Source organism: Pontibacillus yanchengensis Y32 (genome assembly GCF_000770635.1).
Classification (GTDB): Bacteria; Bacillota; Bacilli; order Bacillales; family BH030062; genus Pontibacillus; species Pontibacillus yanchengensis.
In genome coordinates, this window is the sequence record NZ_AVBF01000084.1 from 1 (window position 1) to 14,219 (window position 14,219).

16 protein-coding genes are annotated in these 14,219 nt (G+C 38.4%); 10 read left to right on the top strand and 6 right to left on the bottom strand.

Features of this window, described 5'->3' with window-relative positions:
• Positions 1-140: 140 nt before the first annotated feature.
• A complete protein-coding gene (locus tag N782_RS18620; RefSeq protein ID WP_237582692.1) occupies positions 141-587 on the bottom strand; it encodes a hypothetical protein in 447 nt (148 codons plus the stop codon).
• A gap of 191 nt (positions 588-778) precedes the next feature.
• Here N782_RS18620 and N782_RS18625 point away from each other — a divergent pair, with 191 nt between their 5' ends.
• On the top strand, positions 779-1,042 hold the full coding sequence (locus tag N782_RS18625) for a NifU N-terminal domain-containing protein (RefSeq protein WP_036823882.1): 264 nt from the start codon (positions 779-781) through the stop codon (positions 1,040-1,042).
• Positions 1,043-1,174: 132 nt separating this feature from the next.
• Here N782_RS18625 and N782_RS20835 read toward each other — a convergent pair whose 3' ends face one another.
• Both N782_RS20835 and N782_RS18635 read right to left on the bottom strand, forming a co-directional pair.
• Entirely contained in the window at positions 1,175-2,089 is a 915-nt protein-coding gene (locus N782_RS20835) for a BsuPI-related putative proteinase inhibitor (protein ID WP_052111438.1), read from the bottom strand.
• A gap of 74 nt (positions 2,090-2,163) precedes the next feature.
• Positions 2,164-3,009 (bottom strand): YitT family protein, encoded by an 846-nt coding sequence (locus N782_RS18635; RefSeq protein ID WP_036823884.1) that lies wholly within the window; start codon positions 3,007-3,009, stop codon positions 2,164-2,166.
• A gap of 210 nt (positions 3,010-3,219) precedes the next feature.
• On the opposite strand from N782_RS18635, the gene N782_RS18640 reads away from it, so the two are divergent.
• The 4 genes from N782_RS18640 (at position 3,220) to sspL (ending at position 6,443) form a co-directional block, all read left to right on the top strand.
• Positions 3,220-4,080: a DegV family protein gene (locus N782_RS18640; protein ID WP_036823886.1), complete on the top strand. Its 861-nt coding sequence runs from the start codon at positions 3,220-3,222 to the stop codon at positions 4,078-4,080.
• Between the two features lie 52 nt (positions 4,081-4,132).
• On the top strand, positions 4,133-4,258 hold the full coding sequence (locus tag N782_RS21170; protein WP_084103163.1) for a DUF3941 domain-containing protein: 126 nt from the start codon (positions 4,133-4,135) through the stop codon (positions 4,256-4,258).
• Between the two features lie 224 nt (positions 4,259-4,482).
• Positions 4,483-6,147, top strand: coding sequence for a CoA-disulfide reductase (locus N782_RS18645; protein WP_036823888.1), 1,665 nt, complete (start codon positions 4,483-4,485; stop codon positions 6,145-6,147).
• A 158-nt stretch (positions 6,148-6,305) separates the two neighbouring features.
• Entirely contained in the window at positions 6,306-6,443 is a 138-nt protein-coding gene (gene sspL / locus N782_RS21175) for a small, acid-soluble spore protein L (protein ID WP_084103164.1), read from the top strand.
• A 55-nt stretch (positions 6,444-6,498) separates the two neighbouring features.
• Here the strand turns inward: sspL and N782_RS18650 are convergent, their stop codons facing one another.
• Both N782_RS18650 and N782_RS18655 read right to left on the bottom strand, forming a co-directional pair.
• Positions 6,499-6,735: a hypothetical protein gene (locus N782_RS18650; RefSeq protein ID WP_036823891.1), complete on the bottom strand. Its 237-nt coding sequence runs from the start codon at positions 6,733-6,735 to the stop codon at positions 6,499-6,501.
• A 216-nt stretch (positions 6,736-6,951) separates the two neighbouring features.
• The gene (locus N782_RS18655) at positions 6,952-9,171 is read right to left on the bottom strand and encodes a beta-propeller domain-containing protein (RefSeq protein ID WP_052111439.1); all 2,220 of its coding nucleotides are present in this window, start codon (positions 9,169-9,171) and stop codon (positions 6,952-6,954) included.
• 374 nt (positions 9,172-9,545) lie between these two features.
• Here N782_RS18655 and N782_RS18660 point away from each other — a divergent pair, with 374 nt between their 5' ends.
• Positions 9,546-9,971 carry a GNAT family N-acetyltransferase gene (locus N782_RS18660; protein WP_237582693.1) on the top strand — a complete coding sequence of 142 codons (426 nt, stop codon included), beginning with the start codon at positions 9,546-9,548 and terminating at the stop codon, positions 9,969-9,971.
• 5 nt (positions 9,972-9,976) lie between these two features.
• On the opposite strand, the gene N782_RS18665 is transcribed toward N782_RS18660, so the two are convergent.
• On the bottom strand, positions 9,977-10,312 hold the full coding sequence (locus N782_RS18665) for a SunI/YnzG family protein (RefSeq protein ID WP_036823893.1): 336 nt from the start codon (positions 10,310-10,312) through the stop codon (positions 9,977-9,979).
• A gap of 127 nt (positions 10,313-10,439) precedes the next feature.
• Here N782_RS18665 and N782_RS18670 point away from each other — a divergent pair, with 127 nt between their 5' ends.
• From N782_RS18670 to N782_RS18685, 4 genes are all read left to right on the top strand, one after another.
• Positions 10,440-11,414 (top strand): DUF4349 domain-containing protein, encoded by a 975-nt coding sequence (locus N782_RS18670; RefSeq protein WP_052111441.1) that lies wholly within the window; start codon positions 10,440-10,442, stop codon positions 11,412-11,414.
• Between the two features lie 77 nt (positions 11,415-11,491).
• Positions 11,492-11,686: a YppF family protein gene (yppF, locus tag N782_RS18675; RefSeq protein ID WP_036823901.1), complete on the top strand. Its 195-nt coding sequence runs from the start codon at positions 11,492-11,494 to the stop codon at positions 11,684-11,686.
• Positions 11,687-11,845: 159 nt separating this feature from the next.
• Positions 11,846-12,715 carry an SDR family oxidoreductase gene (locus tag N782_RS18680; protein WP_036823906.1) on the top strand — a complete coding sequence of 290 codons (870 nt, stop codon included), beginning with the start codon at positions 11,846-11,848 and terminating at the stop codon, positions 12,713-12,715.
• Positions 12,716-12,828: 113 nt separating this feature from the next.
• Positions 12,829-13,941, top strand: a complete 1,113-nt coding sequence (locus tag N782_RS18685; RefSeq protein WP_036823907.1) for an oxidoreductase — start codon at positions 12,829-12,831, stop codon at positions 13,939-13,941.
• The last annotated feature ends 278 nt before the right edge of the window (positions 13,942-14,219 follow it).

Sequence of the window (14,219 nt, forward strand, 5' to 3'; positions counted from 1 at the left end):
ACATTCCACTTATTTTACGATTACTAATTTATCTCGAATCCAAGTCTTCCAGATTATGCCTCTTATATGGAATAACTAAATAACCAGCACATCCCTACTAAAAACCAGCCTTTCCTATTAATAAGGAAAGCCCGGCTTACTTACATCCATTCATCAAATTTAACTAGTGATATAGCGTAAATAATATGTCCAATGAACCAATAAACAATAGCTGTGACGTCATCGAGAGCTGGTGTGGGTTTTATGGCTAAATCAGTGAGTGGAAAGTATGTGAGTGCAGCTACAACGCTTAACAACAGCGCTGTAGACCACCTTGCATTTTTGCTTCCATCTGATTGAAACCTAATCCAAGCTAAGTAAATAATCGCGATGCCCCATGCAACGGTTAAATGGAAAAACCATTCCATCCAAATAGGCCACTCAATGTCTCCAATAACAGGTATAAAATCTATATTTAGTAGTAATGTGTAAACTCTTATCCCTGTTACATATTCGATAAACCAAAGAACGATGCCAAGCAAGAGCCCAGTTAGTGTTCCTAGCCAAATCCCTTTTTTGATCATATGGATGTTCCTCACTTTTTTCATGTTTTTTGACAATATCCCTCTATATAGCTATCTAAACCTTCATGGATTATGTGAATGTGTTATGATGTGTTTATCGTAACATATTTTTACAATGAAAATAGAAAAGGTAATAAAAATTCACTTAGTTGACATTCTTTTGTCTAACCAAGGTTTCGTGCTAATATATGATTGAGTACTCGAGGAGGGATAGTATGGCTGTACAAGCACAAGAAACACCAAACCCAAATGCTTATAAGTTTACATCAGATCGTATGATATTTGATGGAGATGGTAGTGTTGCCGTAATGCCAGGCCAAACAAGTGACTATAAAATCATGAATGACCTTATGGCTATTGAGGGCGTTGACAACGTATTTGGTTTCCAGAACTTCATCACTGTTAACAAAACATTTGATGCATCTTGGGAAAACCTTACACCAAAAGTAAAAGAAGTATTTGAAAGTTACGGATACTAAATAAAAGCAGGCTTCCAATGGGAGCCTGCTTTTTTAATAACAACTTTCTAATCAGTAGACAGCCTATTCTTTTTATCCAAAGAAAATATAACAAGCATGTGATTTAATGAATCACATGCTTGTTGTTGTAGCTTATTTAAATGTCTCAAGCTTCACATATTTAACATTTTCAATAGACCCGTCTTTAGCACTCTTCGTGTACATCATCATTGTTAGTGTACCGTTAGAAGGTAATTTGTCTTTTGCAATGGTAACGTCAAATTCAAATTTACCCCAATTTGGTGCTCCTTGATCAGCTTGTACAGCTGTTTCGTTCACAAGTACATTGTGGCCATCTTCTACATTGTAAAGGAAGCTTGCTTCAAATACTCTTGCTTCACCTGTTACAGTGTAGTCACCATTAGACCCTTCTACCTTAATGTTACGGAAAGCTTGATCTTCAGATACAACTTCAAATTCTACTGTTTGTTGGAATGGCTTCGCTTCAATTGTTTTTCCATTTATCTTGTTAGGAACTAGTGTGATTTCAGCCGTGTACTTTCCTGGCTCAACACGCTTGTCCTCTTTTTTATAATTCCATGCTTGTTTCCATGCAACGCTTTCTCCAGCTTTCACCTTCTTAGAAGTTAACGCTTCTGTGAAAGCTTTACCTTGTGAGTAGCGATACACTTCTTCGTCTTTAGCATTTTTTACTACAATTTCATATTGCTGACCAGAAGAAAATCCAAGCTCTACATCTTTGTCCGTTGTATTTTTTAGACTAAAGTCAAATGTAACTTGTTCAGTCTTAGCATTTGCACTAGCTGACATTTCTTGCTGTTGCAATAGTTCCTTCACGCTTAGTACATCTGTCTTTTTCTCTTCACTTTTTTCTTCTTCTTTGTTTTGTTCGTCTTTGTTTTCTTCCTCTTCAGAAGCATTGCTTGATGTTTCTTCTGTTTGGTTGTCCTGGCTCTCCTGATTTTCAGTGTCGTTTGCTTTTGATGATGAAGAACAACCGGCTGCTACTAAAATGAGCGCCATGACAAGAACAAGAAGTTTTTTCATGTTTGCCACCCTTTCTTATGTTATCTTCCTATTAATTAGACGGATTGGGTAAAAGAAACGTTTCATTTCTATACCTAATCATCACGTCTAAAGAACCCAAATATACCTGTCGTTTGAACAATGTTGGTAAATGCATGTGGGTCGACGTCTTTTATTACGTGTTCTAAGTCATATAGTTCGTACCGTGTGATGACCATAATAAGCATGTTTTTATCCTGTCTGGTGAAAGCACCTTTAGCTGGGACGGTAGTAATACCTCTTACCATCTTAGCATGAATGGCCCTTTCTAGTTCTTCCGCTTCTGTAGTGATAATCATGGCTGTCAGTTTTTCATGACGAGTATGAATAGCGTCAATCACACGTGTGGATACGTATAGTGTTACGATGGTATATAGTGCCTTTTCCCAATCATACAATAAACCAGCTAAAATGATAATAGTCGCATTCATAATAAAGAAATAAGTTCCAATTGGTCGATCTTTTAACCTAGATAGAACCATGGCGACAATGTCCATACCTCCAGTAGAGGCACCCCATTTTAAGGTAAGGCCAATACCAACTGCCCCAATAACTCCTCCAAATACAGCATTTAGTAGAATGTCGGGCGAAAGCTGTCTAACAGGAATAATCTCCAGAAAAATAGTCGTAAATAAAACAGAAAGTAAGCTGTAAATCGTAAACCCTCTTCCTACTTTATACCAACCCAAGAGGATGACAGGAATATTTAATATAAATAGGATAACACCAGTTGTAATCCCTATTCCTACAAAATCTTGTAACAAACTAGAGATGAGCTGTGCCACACCAGTAAATCCACTTGCGTAGACGTTTGCTTTAATAAGAAATAAGTTTAGTGCAATTGCGTTCAGTATTGCACCTAGTATGACGATGAATAGTCGCTTGAATTCGAAAATGAACATCCGGTACCTCCTTCAATGCTAAGACGCCCTCTTATCTTTGTATCACCAATCCAGCTGGAAAATCAAGCCTTTTTATGTTAATTTCACCTTTACCTTATTTTCAAATCTGTTGTATGCCGTGTTATAAGGGTTAATTGATATAACCTTTGACTATGTTATATGTTAAGATTAAACTATTGACAAAAGCTTACTAATGAAAAGGGTGAAAGCATGAACGTTCAAATTATTACGGATTCTGGTTGTGACCTTCCAAACTCACTCATTGAAAAATACAACATCAATCGGGTTCCACTTACAGTCCATTTAGATGGCGAAGATTACCGTGATGCGGAAACAATTGACTCGAAACAGGTGTATGATGCTATGAGGAATGGCAAAGAACCGAAAACGTCACAAGTTTCCCCTCAAACTTTCAAGGAAGAATTTGAAAAGTACGCGAAAGAAGGTAAAACATGCATTTATTTTGCTCTCTCCTCAGAACTTTCAGGTACATATCAAACAGGCAAAATGATGCTACAAGAAGTCACGGAAGAGTACCCCGACTTCGACTTAAGAATCATTGATACCCACTGTGCATCCCTTGGTTTTGGTTTAGTTGTTCTTCGAGCAGCTCAACTTGCTCAAGAAGGGGCATCAGCTGATGACATTGTTGAAATGGGAACTTATCATATGACTCACATGGAACATATTTTCACAGTAGATGACTTGGAATATTTAAAGCGTGGTGGTCGTGTTAGTAAAACTGCTGCTTTTGTCGGTACTATGCTAAAAATTAAACCTCTTCTCCATGTGGAAGAAGGCAAATTAATACCCCTAGAAAAAATTCGCGGCTCGAAAAAAGTAATCAAACGTATGATTGAAGTAATGGAAGAACGTGGACAAGACTTCTCCGATCAAATTGTCGCCATCAGTCACGGTGATGACCTTGAACGTGCCAATCAATTAGCTGCACAAATAAAAGAACAATTCAACCCAAAGGATATACTTATTCATCCAGTCGGCTCTTCCATAGGCGCACATTCTGGTCCAGGAACGATTGCGTTATTTTTCCTTAATGATTCTTATAAATAATATACCCTCTTTTTGCACATTCTAATGGTGGATTAGAAAGGAGTGTGTATGGATGAAAAAGGATAACGACAAGAAACCTCTAGACAACAACGCAAAACGCGCTTTAAAAAATGAACAACGTGAAGAAGCAAGACAAAAAGGTGAGCGCCAATTCTCTAAGAAGACAGATCATAAATAAGTCAGTCTTCTCCGACTTGCTGAAGGAAAATATAGCTCTCTTTTCTTATTAATAAGGTATTGAAAACCTAGTACATGTTGAATGTGCTAGGTTTTTTATGCTTTCTCATCCACAAAGTTGACACAACTTTCGTTTATATCCAATTTACTTTCTCTAATTTTTTACATAAAATACGGTTAAGGGTATATAGAAGTTCTTATATAGTACGTAGAGGAGGAACAAATATGGGTAAAAAAATTGTTATCATAGGTGGAGTTGCAGGTGGAGCTACGGCTGCTGCTCGATTACGTCGTTTAGATGAATCTAGCGAAATTGTTATGTTCGAGCGCGGAGAATATATTTCTTTTGCAAACTGTGGCTTACCTTATTATATAGGTGGTGCCATTGAACAACGAGACAAACTTCTTGTTCAAACTGTAGAGGGAATGTCCAAACGCTTTCATTTAGATATTCGAAACCAAACTGAAATCTTATCCATAAACAAAGAAGCTAAAACCGTATTTGCTAAACATCGCTTAACAGGAACCGAATATGAGGAAAGCTATGATGTATTGATTTTATCTCCAGGTGCAAAACCTATTGTTCCTCCATTCCCTGGCGTCAATGAAAAAAATGTGTTTACACTTCGTAATATTCCAGATACAGATCGTATCAAATCTTACGTAGAGGAACATAAACCAAATCATGCGACGGTTGTCGGTGGCGGTTTTATCGGGCTTGAAATGGCTGAGAACTTAGCGGATAGAGGTATGCAGGTTACTGTCATCGAAAAAGGTAATCAAGTGATGGCACCTGTTGATCCAGAAATGGCAGCGTATGTTCATCAGGAGTTACGAGATAAAGGGATAGAACTTATTTTAGAAGATGGGATTCAGTCTATTGAAGACGAAGGAAAAACGGTTGTATTGGAAAGCCAACATCGAATTACTACATCTATGATTATTTTGTCTATAGGTGTACAACCAGAAAATACGTTAGCAGTAGATGCTGATCTAGAAGTTGGAAAAAGAGGCGGAATTGTTGTAAATGACTTCATGCAAACGAGCGACCCTTCCATCTATGCTGTTGGAGACGCTGTGGAAGTTAAAGACTACATTACTAAATCACCAACAATGGTGCCATTAGCATGGCCTGCTAACCGACAAGGCCGTATCGCTGCAAATCATATATATGGAAAAAAGGAAGGTTATAACGGAACGCTTGGTACTTCTATTGTGAAAGTATTTGATTATACCGTTGCTACTACAGGATTAAATGAGAAACGATTAAAAATGCTGGACGTTCCATACAATATTGTTCATATCCATCCTGGGTCTCACGCGGGGTATTATCCAGGTGCAGCGCCCATGGCTATGAAAGTACTTTTCCAAAAAGAAGATGGAAAAATCCTTGGGGCACAAATCATTGCTAAAGATGGTGCTGATAAACGTATAGATGTTATTGCCACAGCCATTAAAGGTGGTCTAACAGTGGAAGAGTTAACTGATTTGGAGCTAGCCTATGCGCCACCTTATTCCTCAGCTAAGGATCCAGTAAATATGCTTGGCTATGTAGCAAGTAATATCATAAATGAAGATTTAGAAACACTGCAATGGCACGAAATCCAGGCTGCAGTTGAGCAAGGTGATTTCGTAGTTGATGTCCGTAATCCAAAGGAACTAGAACAAGGTTACATTGTTGGGGCAAAAAACATCCCGCTAGATGAATTACGAGATCGTCTTAATGAACTTCCAAAGGATCGGACCATTACCGTTTATTGTCAAGCTGGACTCAGAGGTTACTTGGCTACGCGCATTTTAACTCATAATGGGTTCACAGCTCGCAACCTGGATGGTGGTTGGAAAACGTACTCCATCACAAAACAATCAAGTGCGCACGCTCTTTCTTAGAATTCCTGTTTCGGTGCCTGCTGTTTCGGTGCCGCTGTTTCGGTGCCAGACCCCCGTTGTTTTAATGCGTTATCGAGTTAATGGGTTGGCGTATATTCATCTGTAGTAAGGATAAAAATATACACCTTCTGCCACACTATTGGCAGGAGGTGTTTTTCATGAGTAAACGAAAAAACCAAAATAAAGGTAAAATGTCTTCAAACGTTAATCCACAAGGGTTCACGGAAGACAAAGCAAACCAAGAACCAAAATCTAAACTAGAAGAACGCGCTAAGAAGAGTAATACAAAGCTGTAAAAATAAAAGCGCAAAATAAGGTGCCTATTTGGCACCTATTCTTAGACACCTATTCTTATTGATTAAGTGGCAAGGGTTCTATTGAGCCATCAGGTAAGGGTTGATGTTCATACATATCAATTCTCCCGTCTGGCAGTGGCAGAAGCCCATTTTCGAAGCTATCCCTTTTAACTGTTTCTCTACTTTGTTCGCTTGAAAGCTTATGACTACTATTTACTTTACTGTCATCATTAAATCCAGAGGAGCCAAAAGCTACAGATGTCACTAAAACGAGCGATAAGATTTTTTTCATCGTATCCCCCCCTTGTCTTTAGTCTATTCATTTGACGCTTTGAGATTATTGTTCGTTGCAGGAAATTGACACCAATTACAGTGAAGCCCCCCTCCTATCTGCGCATGAAAAGGGGAGAACTTCTTGGCTGGCAACATTAAAGTGCCAGACCCCCACTCTAGTAATGCATTAACGCATTGGGGGTCTGGCACTTTATTTCTGCTATGGTCTATCTACTTATCTTTCTTCCCAAGGGAAATCTACTACGTTTGTTTGTTCTTCTGTTTCTAAGTTCAATACTTCCATCTTCTTATTAGAGAAGGAGTATAGGTAATTATTAATAGACATCATACGTTGTAATTTATTTTCCCATTGTGGGTGCTCTAGTTCTTTGTCAGGCTGATGGGAAATGGTTTTCTTCAACGAGAAGCCATCTTCTGGTGTAACGTTATATAGATACGCTCCTTCAAATACGAAACGTCGTTTCATATATTCAGCATCACCTTGTTGCACTTTATAGCTTTCTGAAACGGTAACAGGGAATCCAAATAAGTTTTTGTCTGGATGATAATAAAGAGCTTTATGGTTGTAATTCAAGTCTGATCTCGTACCGTTTCCTCCAATAATTTCAACATCCTTCTCAATTGGATTGCTTACATCACTAATATCAAATAGTGATAGCTTCACTCCATCCGTAACCGTTCTGTCATTCTCCGTCTGCTTAGTACTGTTACCAAAACCTACAACATGGTTATCGCCTATCGGGTGTAAATAGTTACTGAACCCTGGAATTTTTAGCTTTCCAAGCACTTCAGGAGATTCAGCATTTTGTAGATCAATTACAAACAACGGATCTACTTGCTTGAAGGTTACCATATACGCTCTATCCTGCATAAAACGTACACTGTATATGCGTTCCCCTTCAGCTAAACCTTCCAATTCACCCAATTTATTTAAAGATTCGTCAAATGTGTAGAGATTGTTTGTGGATGTATTCTCCTCATCCCACATGTTCCCTTTCGTTGTGGCAACTCGGAAGGTTCCCTCTCTTTCATCCATGGCAAATTGATTAATGAGGGTACCAGGTACGTTCGTTTCAGCATCATAGGATACCTTGGTACCATCTACTCCAAACTGATAGATTTTCGTATCTGGTGTTTGTGCACGATCCACAGATTCTTTTGTGTAGTTCGGATAATCACGAACAGCTAAATAGATATTTTCTTTAGACATATATACAGTATCGCCTGAACCGAGGTAAGTCTTCACCTGTGCTTCTTGATCATCTTTTGTCACATCAAAAGATGTTATCGTTAAAAAGTTGGATTCATCTGTTTCTGGTAGCTTATGCATGCGATCATACGATACGGTCATGGCATCAGATGAAACTGCTGTATCTTTATACATTGGTCGCAAATCTTCTTCTTTTACGGATTTCCCTTCTTCTTCTGAACGATTCATGATATGAAATGGAGGGTGTTCATTCGTTATGAAGTACAAATTCTCATCTATTTTTCTTGAAGTTAGATAGTTTCCTTGAACCGTTACTTCACGGACTTTCTCAGGTTTAGATGGGTTGGTTACATCGTAAACATACGCAGTTGTTTGTCCACGATAGTATGGGTAAATCATTGCTCTGGCTTCATCCTCTTGCTCTGTTTGCTTATGCTTTGCAAAGGCTTCACTTTTCCTACCCATTACAATTAGTCGATCTTCATAGATGTACAGCTCATTCGGTCTAAATCCATCTTCTTGAACTTGACTTAGTAGCTGGCTATCTCCAGCAGGATTGCCTCTTGTAATCATAATGTCATCTTGTCGTGCAAAGTAGAAATTCTTCCCGTCTGTTTTGACGACATCCCCTTCATCCACACCTTCAACTTGTACGTTGGTTTTCGAGGTATCATTACCACTGCTAGCTGAATCAGCAGAAGCGCTTTCTTCAGATGAGGAAGAATCTCCTGACTCGGCAGTTGCTGCTTCATCAAATGTCTTATAACGGACTTGCTGTTTTTTCTTCATTTCATCTAAGATAGCGACAAAGTTTTCCTTCGTACCGACTGAAGGTAATTCATCTCGTGTTTGAAACTGAAATGTAAAATTTTGTTTCATTTGTTTCTCATCTGCAGATGTAACGTTACTTGAAATATTCAAGGTAAACTGTTGGTTTAGTGGGTACCCATCTTCAGGGGAATCTACATTCAACGTTTTTCCATCTTCTGAGAGTTCAAACGAGATGTCCATCTCTTGATTGTTCTCACTCACCACGTTGACTGTCTCGTATGTAAAACTCTCTTTTTTCATTTCTTTAGAAAAGGTAACCGTCCAATTCTTGTGAACAGGTACCACTTTTGCTTCATCTTCTCCCACGTCTGCTAGTACTTCGTGCTGTTGAAGGGAGAAAATAGCAAAAATCGATACGAAAATTGCCGCCATAATCATATACAATCGTTTCATTATCACACCTCTTTCTTCTTATTTAGTAAGGTAGTCGATATGGAAAGAAAAAAGTTACAAGTGTGAGAAATATATGTAAAAAATTTGCTAGATTAATACGTTTAATGACTTTTGAACAATTTTCATTGAGATTATAAGTGTGTTTTGAAATAATTGTAAAAAATACCATGATTATAAGTAGGGGATCAGGTTGAATTTATATAATTTTGGAATCCTTAGTTAACTTTCCTGGCTTGTTTATTTATCATTAATTTCTTTGTTAATGAATACCTGAGTAAACGTAAAAAACCCAGCACTCTATTATTTGTAGAATCACTCATCCAAGGAGGAATAATTAGTATAGTTGCGGTTATCCTCAATTAAAAAATCTGGCGGTGACTAAATTGAATCTTAGCTTATTAAACTATTATCCTATTACAATTAGACAGTATTGTAGTTCAGATTTTCCTAGCATTCAATTGCTAAACACACAAGAAGGTTGGCACTCTCATCCAAGTCGAAAGGGAGACGTAAAATTAGCTTGGGAGCACTCTAATATCGCTTACGTGGCTACTTATCATGATGAACTCATTGGGTACATAAGAGGCTTTACAGACCATTACATATCATTATTTATCTCCGAATTAATCATTTCAAAGGAATATAGAGGTTTAGGATTAGGAAAAGAACTCCTCGATTATGTTCATTGCTTATATCCAAAGACTCGAATCGAAATGCTTGCAACGAGCTCTTCTAAAACGTTTTACGAGCAACTAGGCTATCGTAGTTTCTATGGATTTAGAAAAAACTTCAATGAATAGTCTTATCACAGTAGCTCTGCCTTGTAGTGAACTTGCTTGTTTCTATCTATGATGGCTTGTCCCAATTTATGTGAAGAGCGGAGTGCAATAATATAATTCTTTTTTGATGTGCTAATCATTATTCGATCTTTTTCAATTAACGGTAACCCAACGAATTCAGCATCTTTCTCTCCTGTATAGGATTGTATTTGTCGTAGTTCTTTTATATCTGATATTTTTATTTGTTTTGATGTGAATGCTCCTGAAATACGAACATTGTCATCCTTTATCGTCCATCTAGTTTTAGCAAAAAAATAAAATAAAACGATAACAATAAAGGATACCGTAACAATTAGTTGCAAAACAATTTCTCTCCTTCCTAAGCTGCATTATTACAAAAACATTTCAATTATATTTCATTTTTGACCAAAATCTGTAACGATTCGTTTCACCTATTCGACTAACTAGGTAAAAGGGGGTACCCATTATATGAAAATGAGATTTCTTCTATATGTACTATTAGGCATCACTCTAGTATTATCTTCTTGCAGCAATAATGAAGGCGGCGATGCATCTACGAGTGAAAGTAGTGAATCCGCTAATACTGCTGAAGGAAGCAAAGAATCTGCCAATACTGATGCTCAACAAGAAAATTCTACAGGGAATGCTGAACAACAAGAAAGCTCATCTCCATCGGGATCTAATGGAGTTGCAGATGTATCTCAGGACGAACAAGTAGATATTACAAATCAAGATCAAAAAATGATTATCTACAATGCTGATATATCAATTAAAACGAAAGAATATAACCCATTTTACCAGAAACTAGAGCAACTCATCCAAAAACATAAAGGTTATATCGTAAATAGTTCCGTCAATAAAGGTGACAATGAAAAGACAAATGCAACAGTCAAATTACGTGTGCCCAAGGAAAACTTTTATCCGTTTGTAAATGGTTTGTCCCCTATTAGTGGGTCCATAACCAATAAAGACATATCAGGTAGAGATGTCACAGAGGACTATGTTGACCTAGAGTCTCGTTTAAAAGCAAAGCAAAAAGTAGAGGAACGATTACTCTCCTTTATGGACCAGGCAGAAGAAACCGAACAACTCTTGCAGGTTTCCAAAGACTTAGAGAGGGTTCAGGAGGAAATCGAAGTCATACAGGGGAAAATGAATTATTTAGAAAATCAGAGCGATTACTCCACAGTGACCTTACACATTCAAGAGACAAAGGTAGTTGTATCCAATTCTGAATCCAATGACTTGCAAACATGGAACAAGACAAAACAAGCATTTCATCAATCAGTTGATGGTTTGCAAAAATTCCTCTCCTTTTTAACTGTGGCAATAATAGGGTATTCGCCTATTTTAATCTTGTTACTTCTTGTAGTTGGAAGTATTATTGGCTTGCGAATTTGGAGGAAAAAACGGCAACAAATCAATTATAATGACGAGCATTAACATACTTAAGTCCCCTTTTCAAATATTAAATATATGTTAACATATGGAGTAATAACACAAAGGGGGATCTTAAAACCATGCGCCTATTAGAACTTTCGCATGCATACAAACAAGAGAAAGGTCATGAGCCTGAAACTGTCGATCAGTTGTTAGATTTCTGCCAACAGCTATATATAAAAGGCGAAATAGACTATCCTTCCTATCGATCATTGTTTCAAAGTTTGCATGAAAAAGGTGCTGAATCTTCTCATAGTGAGACTGAATTGGTTTAAATTCCGATGTTTTTACATCGGAATTTTTTTGATTTATAAAAGCAAATGCGTCGCCACAACCTGTCAGGAACCCAAGTGTTTTTCTCAAAAATTAATTAGGTTCATCCTCCCCTTACATGGTTAAGCTAAGGATACTAACCATGTAAGGAGGCTTTCATTATGAACCAAAACAATAAACCTAAAATGGGGCAGCCACCACAAACGCAGGATCATCAGCCTGGATTTGAATATGAGATGCAACCACTTCCGGAGTACATGGACCCATCTTATACTCCTAGTGGTAAATTAACAGGGAAAGTTGCCATTATCACAGGTGGTGATAGTGGCATTGGTCGTGCAGTTAGCGTTTACTATGCAAAGGAAGGTGCTTCCGTTGCAATTGTATATTTAAATGAACACGCTGATGCTAAAGCTACAAAATCACTCGTGGAAAAGGAAGGGCAACAATGCTTACTCATTAATGGAGATATTGGAAATGAATCCTTTTGCGAGACAGCGGTCAACCAAACCATATCTCAGTTTGGCAAATTAGATGTTGTCGTGAATAATGCGGCAGAACAGCATCCTCAAAGCGATCTAACAGCCATCACTAGCACACAGCTTGAACGTACTTTTCGTACCAATGTTTTTAGTTATTTTTATATGACGAAAGCAGCTTTACAACATTTAAAACCTGGTAGCTCCATTATTAATACATCTTCTGTTACTGCCTATCACGGATCAAAGGATTTGATTGATTATTCCTCTACTAAAGGTGCCATTACAGCCTTTACAAGGTCATTATCCGAAAACATAGTTGGGCAAGGGATACGGGTGAATGGCGTTGCACCAGGCCCAATCTGGACACCATTAATTCCTGCATCCTTTGATGCCCAAAAAGTTTCGCAATTCGGTACAACTACGCCAATGAAACGGGCTGGCCAACCGAAGGAAGTGGCCCCTATTTATGTATTCTTAGCAAGTGAAGATGCTTCATATATGAGTGGGCAGATGGTTCATATTAATGGCGGGATGATTGTGAACGGTTAAAAGAACAGGTTCAATTCCTTGCATTCTATTTAGTTTGAATTCAAACTATTGTACGGGATGATAAATGGCTTTTTCCATCCTTACACTAACATTCAGAAAGGAATTTTGAATCGATGACAACAGATTATTCAACCCTATTTGAACAAACACACATCGGAACAATCCCTTTTTCCAATCGCTATATCGTTGCTCCAATGACACGAGTGACTGCAAATAAAGATGGTACAGCAAATGATACCATGAAAACTTATTATGAACGCTATGCCAAAGGCGGCTTTAGTGGCATCATCTCAGAAGGCATTTACATCGATGATGCCCATAGCCAAGGGTACGACAACCAACCAGGCCTTGTAACCGAACAGCACAAGAATGCTTGGAAGGACATCGTGGACCAAGTTCATGAGTATGATACTAAGATAGTAGCCCAATTGATGCATGCAGGTGGGCAGGTTCAAGGAAATGCCTATACAGATGAAACCATCGCCCCTTCCGCTGTCGCACCAAAAGGAGAGCAGCTTGGTTTCTATGGTGGTTCTGGACCGTTTCCAACACCACGAGAAATGACGAAAGAAGACATCAATCAAGTTATCGCTTCCTTCGAACATGCTGCATCTTTAGCTAAGGAAGCAGGTTTTGACGGTGTTGAAATTCATGGTGCGAACGGATATCTTTTAGATGAATTCTTAACAGATTATATGAATCAACGTACAGATGAGTACGGTGGTTCTATAGAAGCTGGATTAACAATCATTCTCGAAATCATCAAAGCCATTCGTGAAAAAGTAGGCGAGGACTACATGATTGGTATTCGTTTATCCCAAGGAAAAGTATCTGATCAAAGCTATCGCTGGCCAAATGGTGAACACGATGCAAGGACGATTTTCGGAACACTAGGTGATGAAGCATTAGATTATATCCACGTAACTGATGGAGATGGCACCGCTCCAGGCTTTGGTGACGATACTCGCTCCATGGCCCAAGCAGCTAGTGAATTCGGTGGAAAACCAGTTATTGCGAACGGCAAACTAGGTGACCCTGACCAAGCATTGAAAGCCGTTGTAGAAGAAAAAGCTGACTTTGTGTCACTCGGTACAGGCGCACTAGCTAATCCAGATACACCACACCGTGTAGAGAACGGAGACGAGTTAAAAGATTTCGATGCAGAATCTATTCTTTTCCCAATTGCTCATATTAAAGATTTAGAGTTAAATGCAGAAATAAAATAAAAATAAAGTTAGCCTCCAGATACAGTACGTGTCTGGAGGCTTTTTTGATTTCTTTTATAAGTGCTTTTCTTTTAGATAGAGGGGTTATAAGGTGTAGATACGTGGGGTGCACTCTGATATGCGTGAATCGCACCCGATATACGTGTCTCTCACCCCTATATGCGTGAATCGCTCTCGGATATGCGTGACTCTCACACCGATATGCGTGACTCTCACCCGATATGCGTGTCTCTCACCCCGATATGCGTGAATCGCTCCCCGATATGCGTGACTCTCAC

Bases quoted from the DNA above. Each gene is read 5' to 3' on its own strand.
- N782_RS18685 (WP_036823907.1), top strand. From the start codon at position 12,829: ATGACAACAGATTATTCAACCCTATTTGAACAAACACACATCGGAACA.
- sspL (WP_084103164.1), top strand. From the start codon at position 6,306: ATGAGTAAACGAAAAAACCAAAATAAAGGTAAAATGTCTTCAAACGTT.
- N782_RS18680 (WP_036823906.1), top strand. From the start codon at position 11,846: ATGAACCAAAACAATAAACCTAAAATGGGGCAGCCACCACAAACGCAG.
- N782_RS18625 (WP_036823882.1), top strand. From the start codon at position 779: ATGGCTGTACAAGCACAAGAAACACCAAACCCAAATGCTTATAAGTTT.
- N782_RS18640 (WP_036823886.1), top strand. From the start codon at position 3,220: ATGAACGTTCAAATTATTACGGATTCTGGTTGTGACCTTCCAAACTCA.
- N782_RS18620 (WP_237582692.1), bottom strand. From the start codon at position 587: ATGAAAAAAGTGAGGAACATCCATATGATCAAAAAAGGGATTTGGCTA.
- N782_RS21170 (WP_084103163.1), top strand. From the start codon at position 4,133: ATGAAAAAGGATAACGACAAGAAACCTCTAGACAACAACGCAAAACGC.
- N782_RS20835 (WP_052111438.1), bottom strand. From the start codon at position 2,089: ATGAAAAAACTTCTTGTTCTTGTCATGGCGCTCATTTTAGTAGCAGCC.
- N782_RS18670 (WP_052111441.1), top strand. From the start codon at position 10,440: ATGAAAATGAGATTTCTTCTATATGTACTATTAGGCATCACTCTAGTA.
- N782_RS18645 (WP_036823888.1), top strand. From the start codon at position 4,483: ATGGGTAAAAAAATTGTTATCATAGGTGGAGTTGCAGGTGGAGCTACG.
- yppF (WP_036823901.1), top strand. From the start codon at position 11,492: ATGCGCCTATTAGAACTTTCGCATGCATACAAACAAGAGAAAGGTCAT.
- N782_RS18655 (WP_052111439.1), bottom strand. From the start codon at position 9,171: ATGAAACGATTGTATATGATTATGGCGGCAATTTTCGTATCGATTTTT.
- N782_RS18650 (WP_036823891.1), bottom strand. From the start codon at position 6,735: ATGAAAAAAATCTTATCGCTCGTTTTAGTGACATCTGTAGCTTTTGGC.
- N782_RS18635 (WP_036823884.1), bottom strand. From the start codon at position 3,009: ATGTTCATTTTCGAATTCAAGCGACTATTCATCGTCATACTAGGTGCA.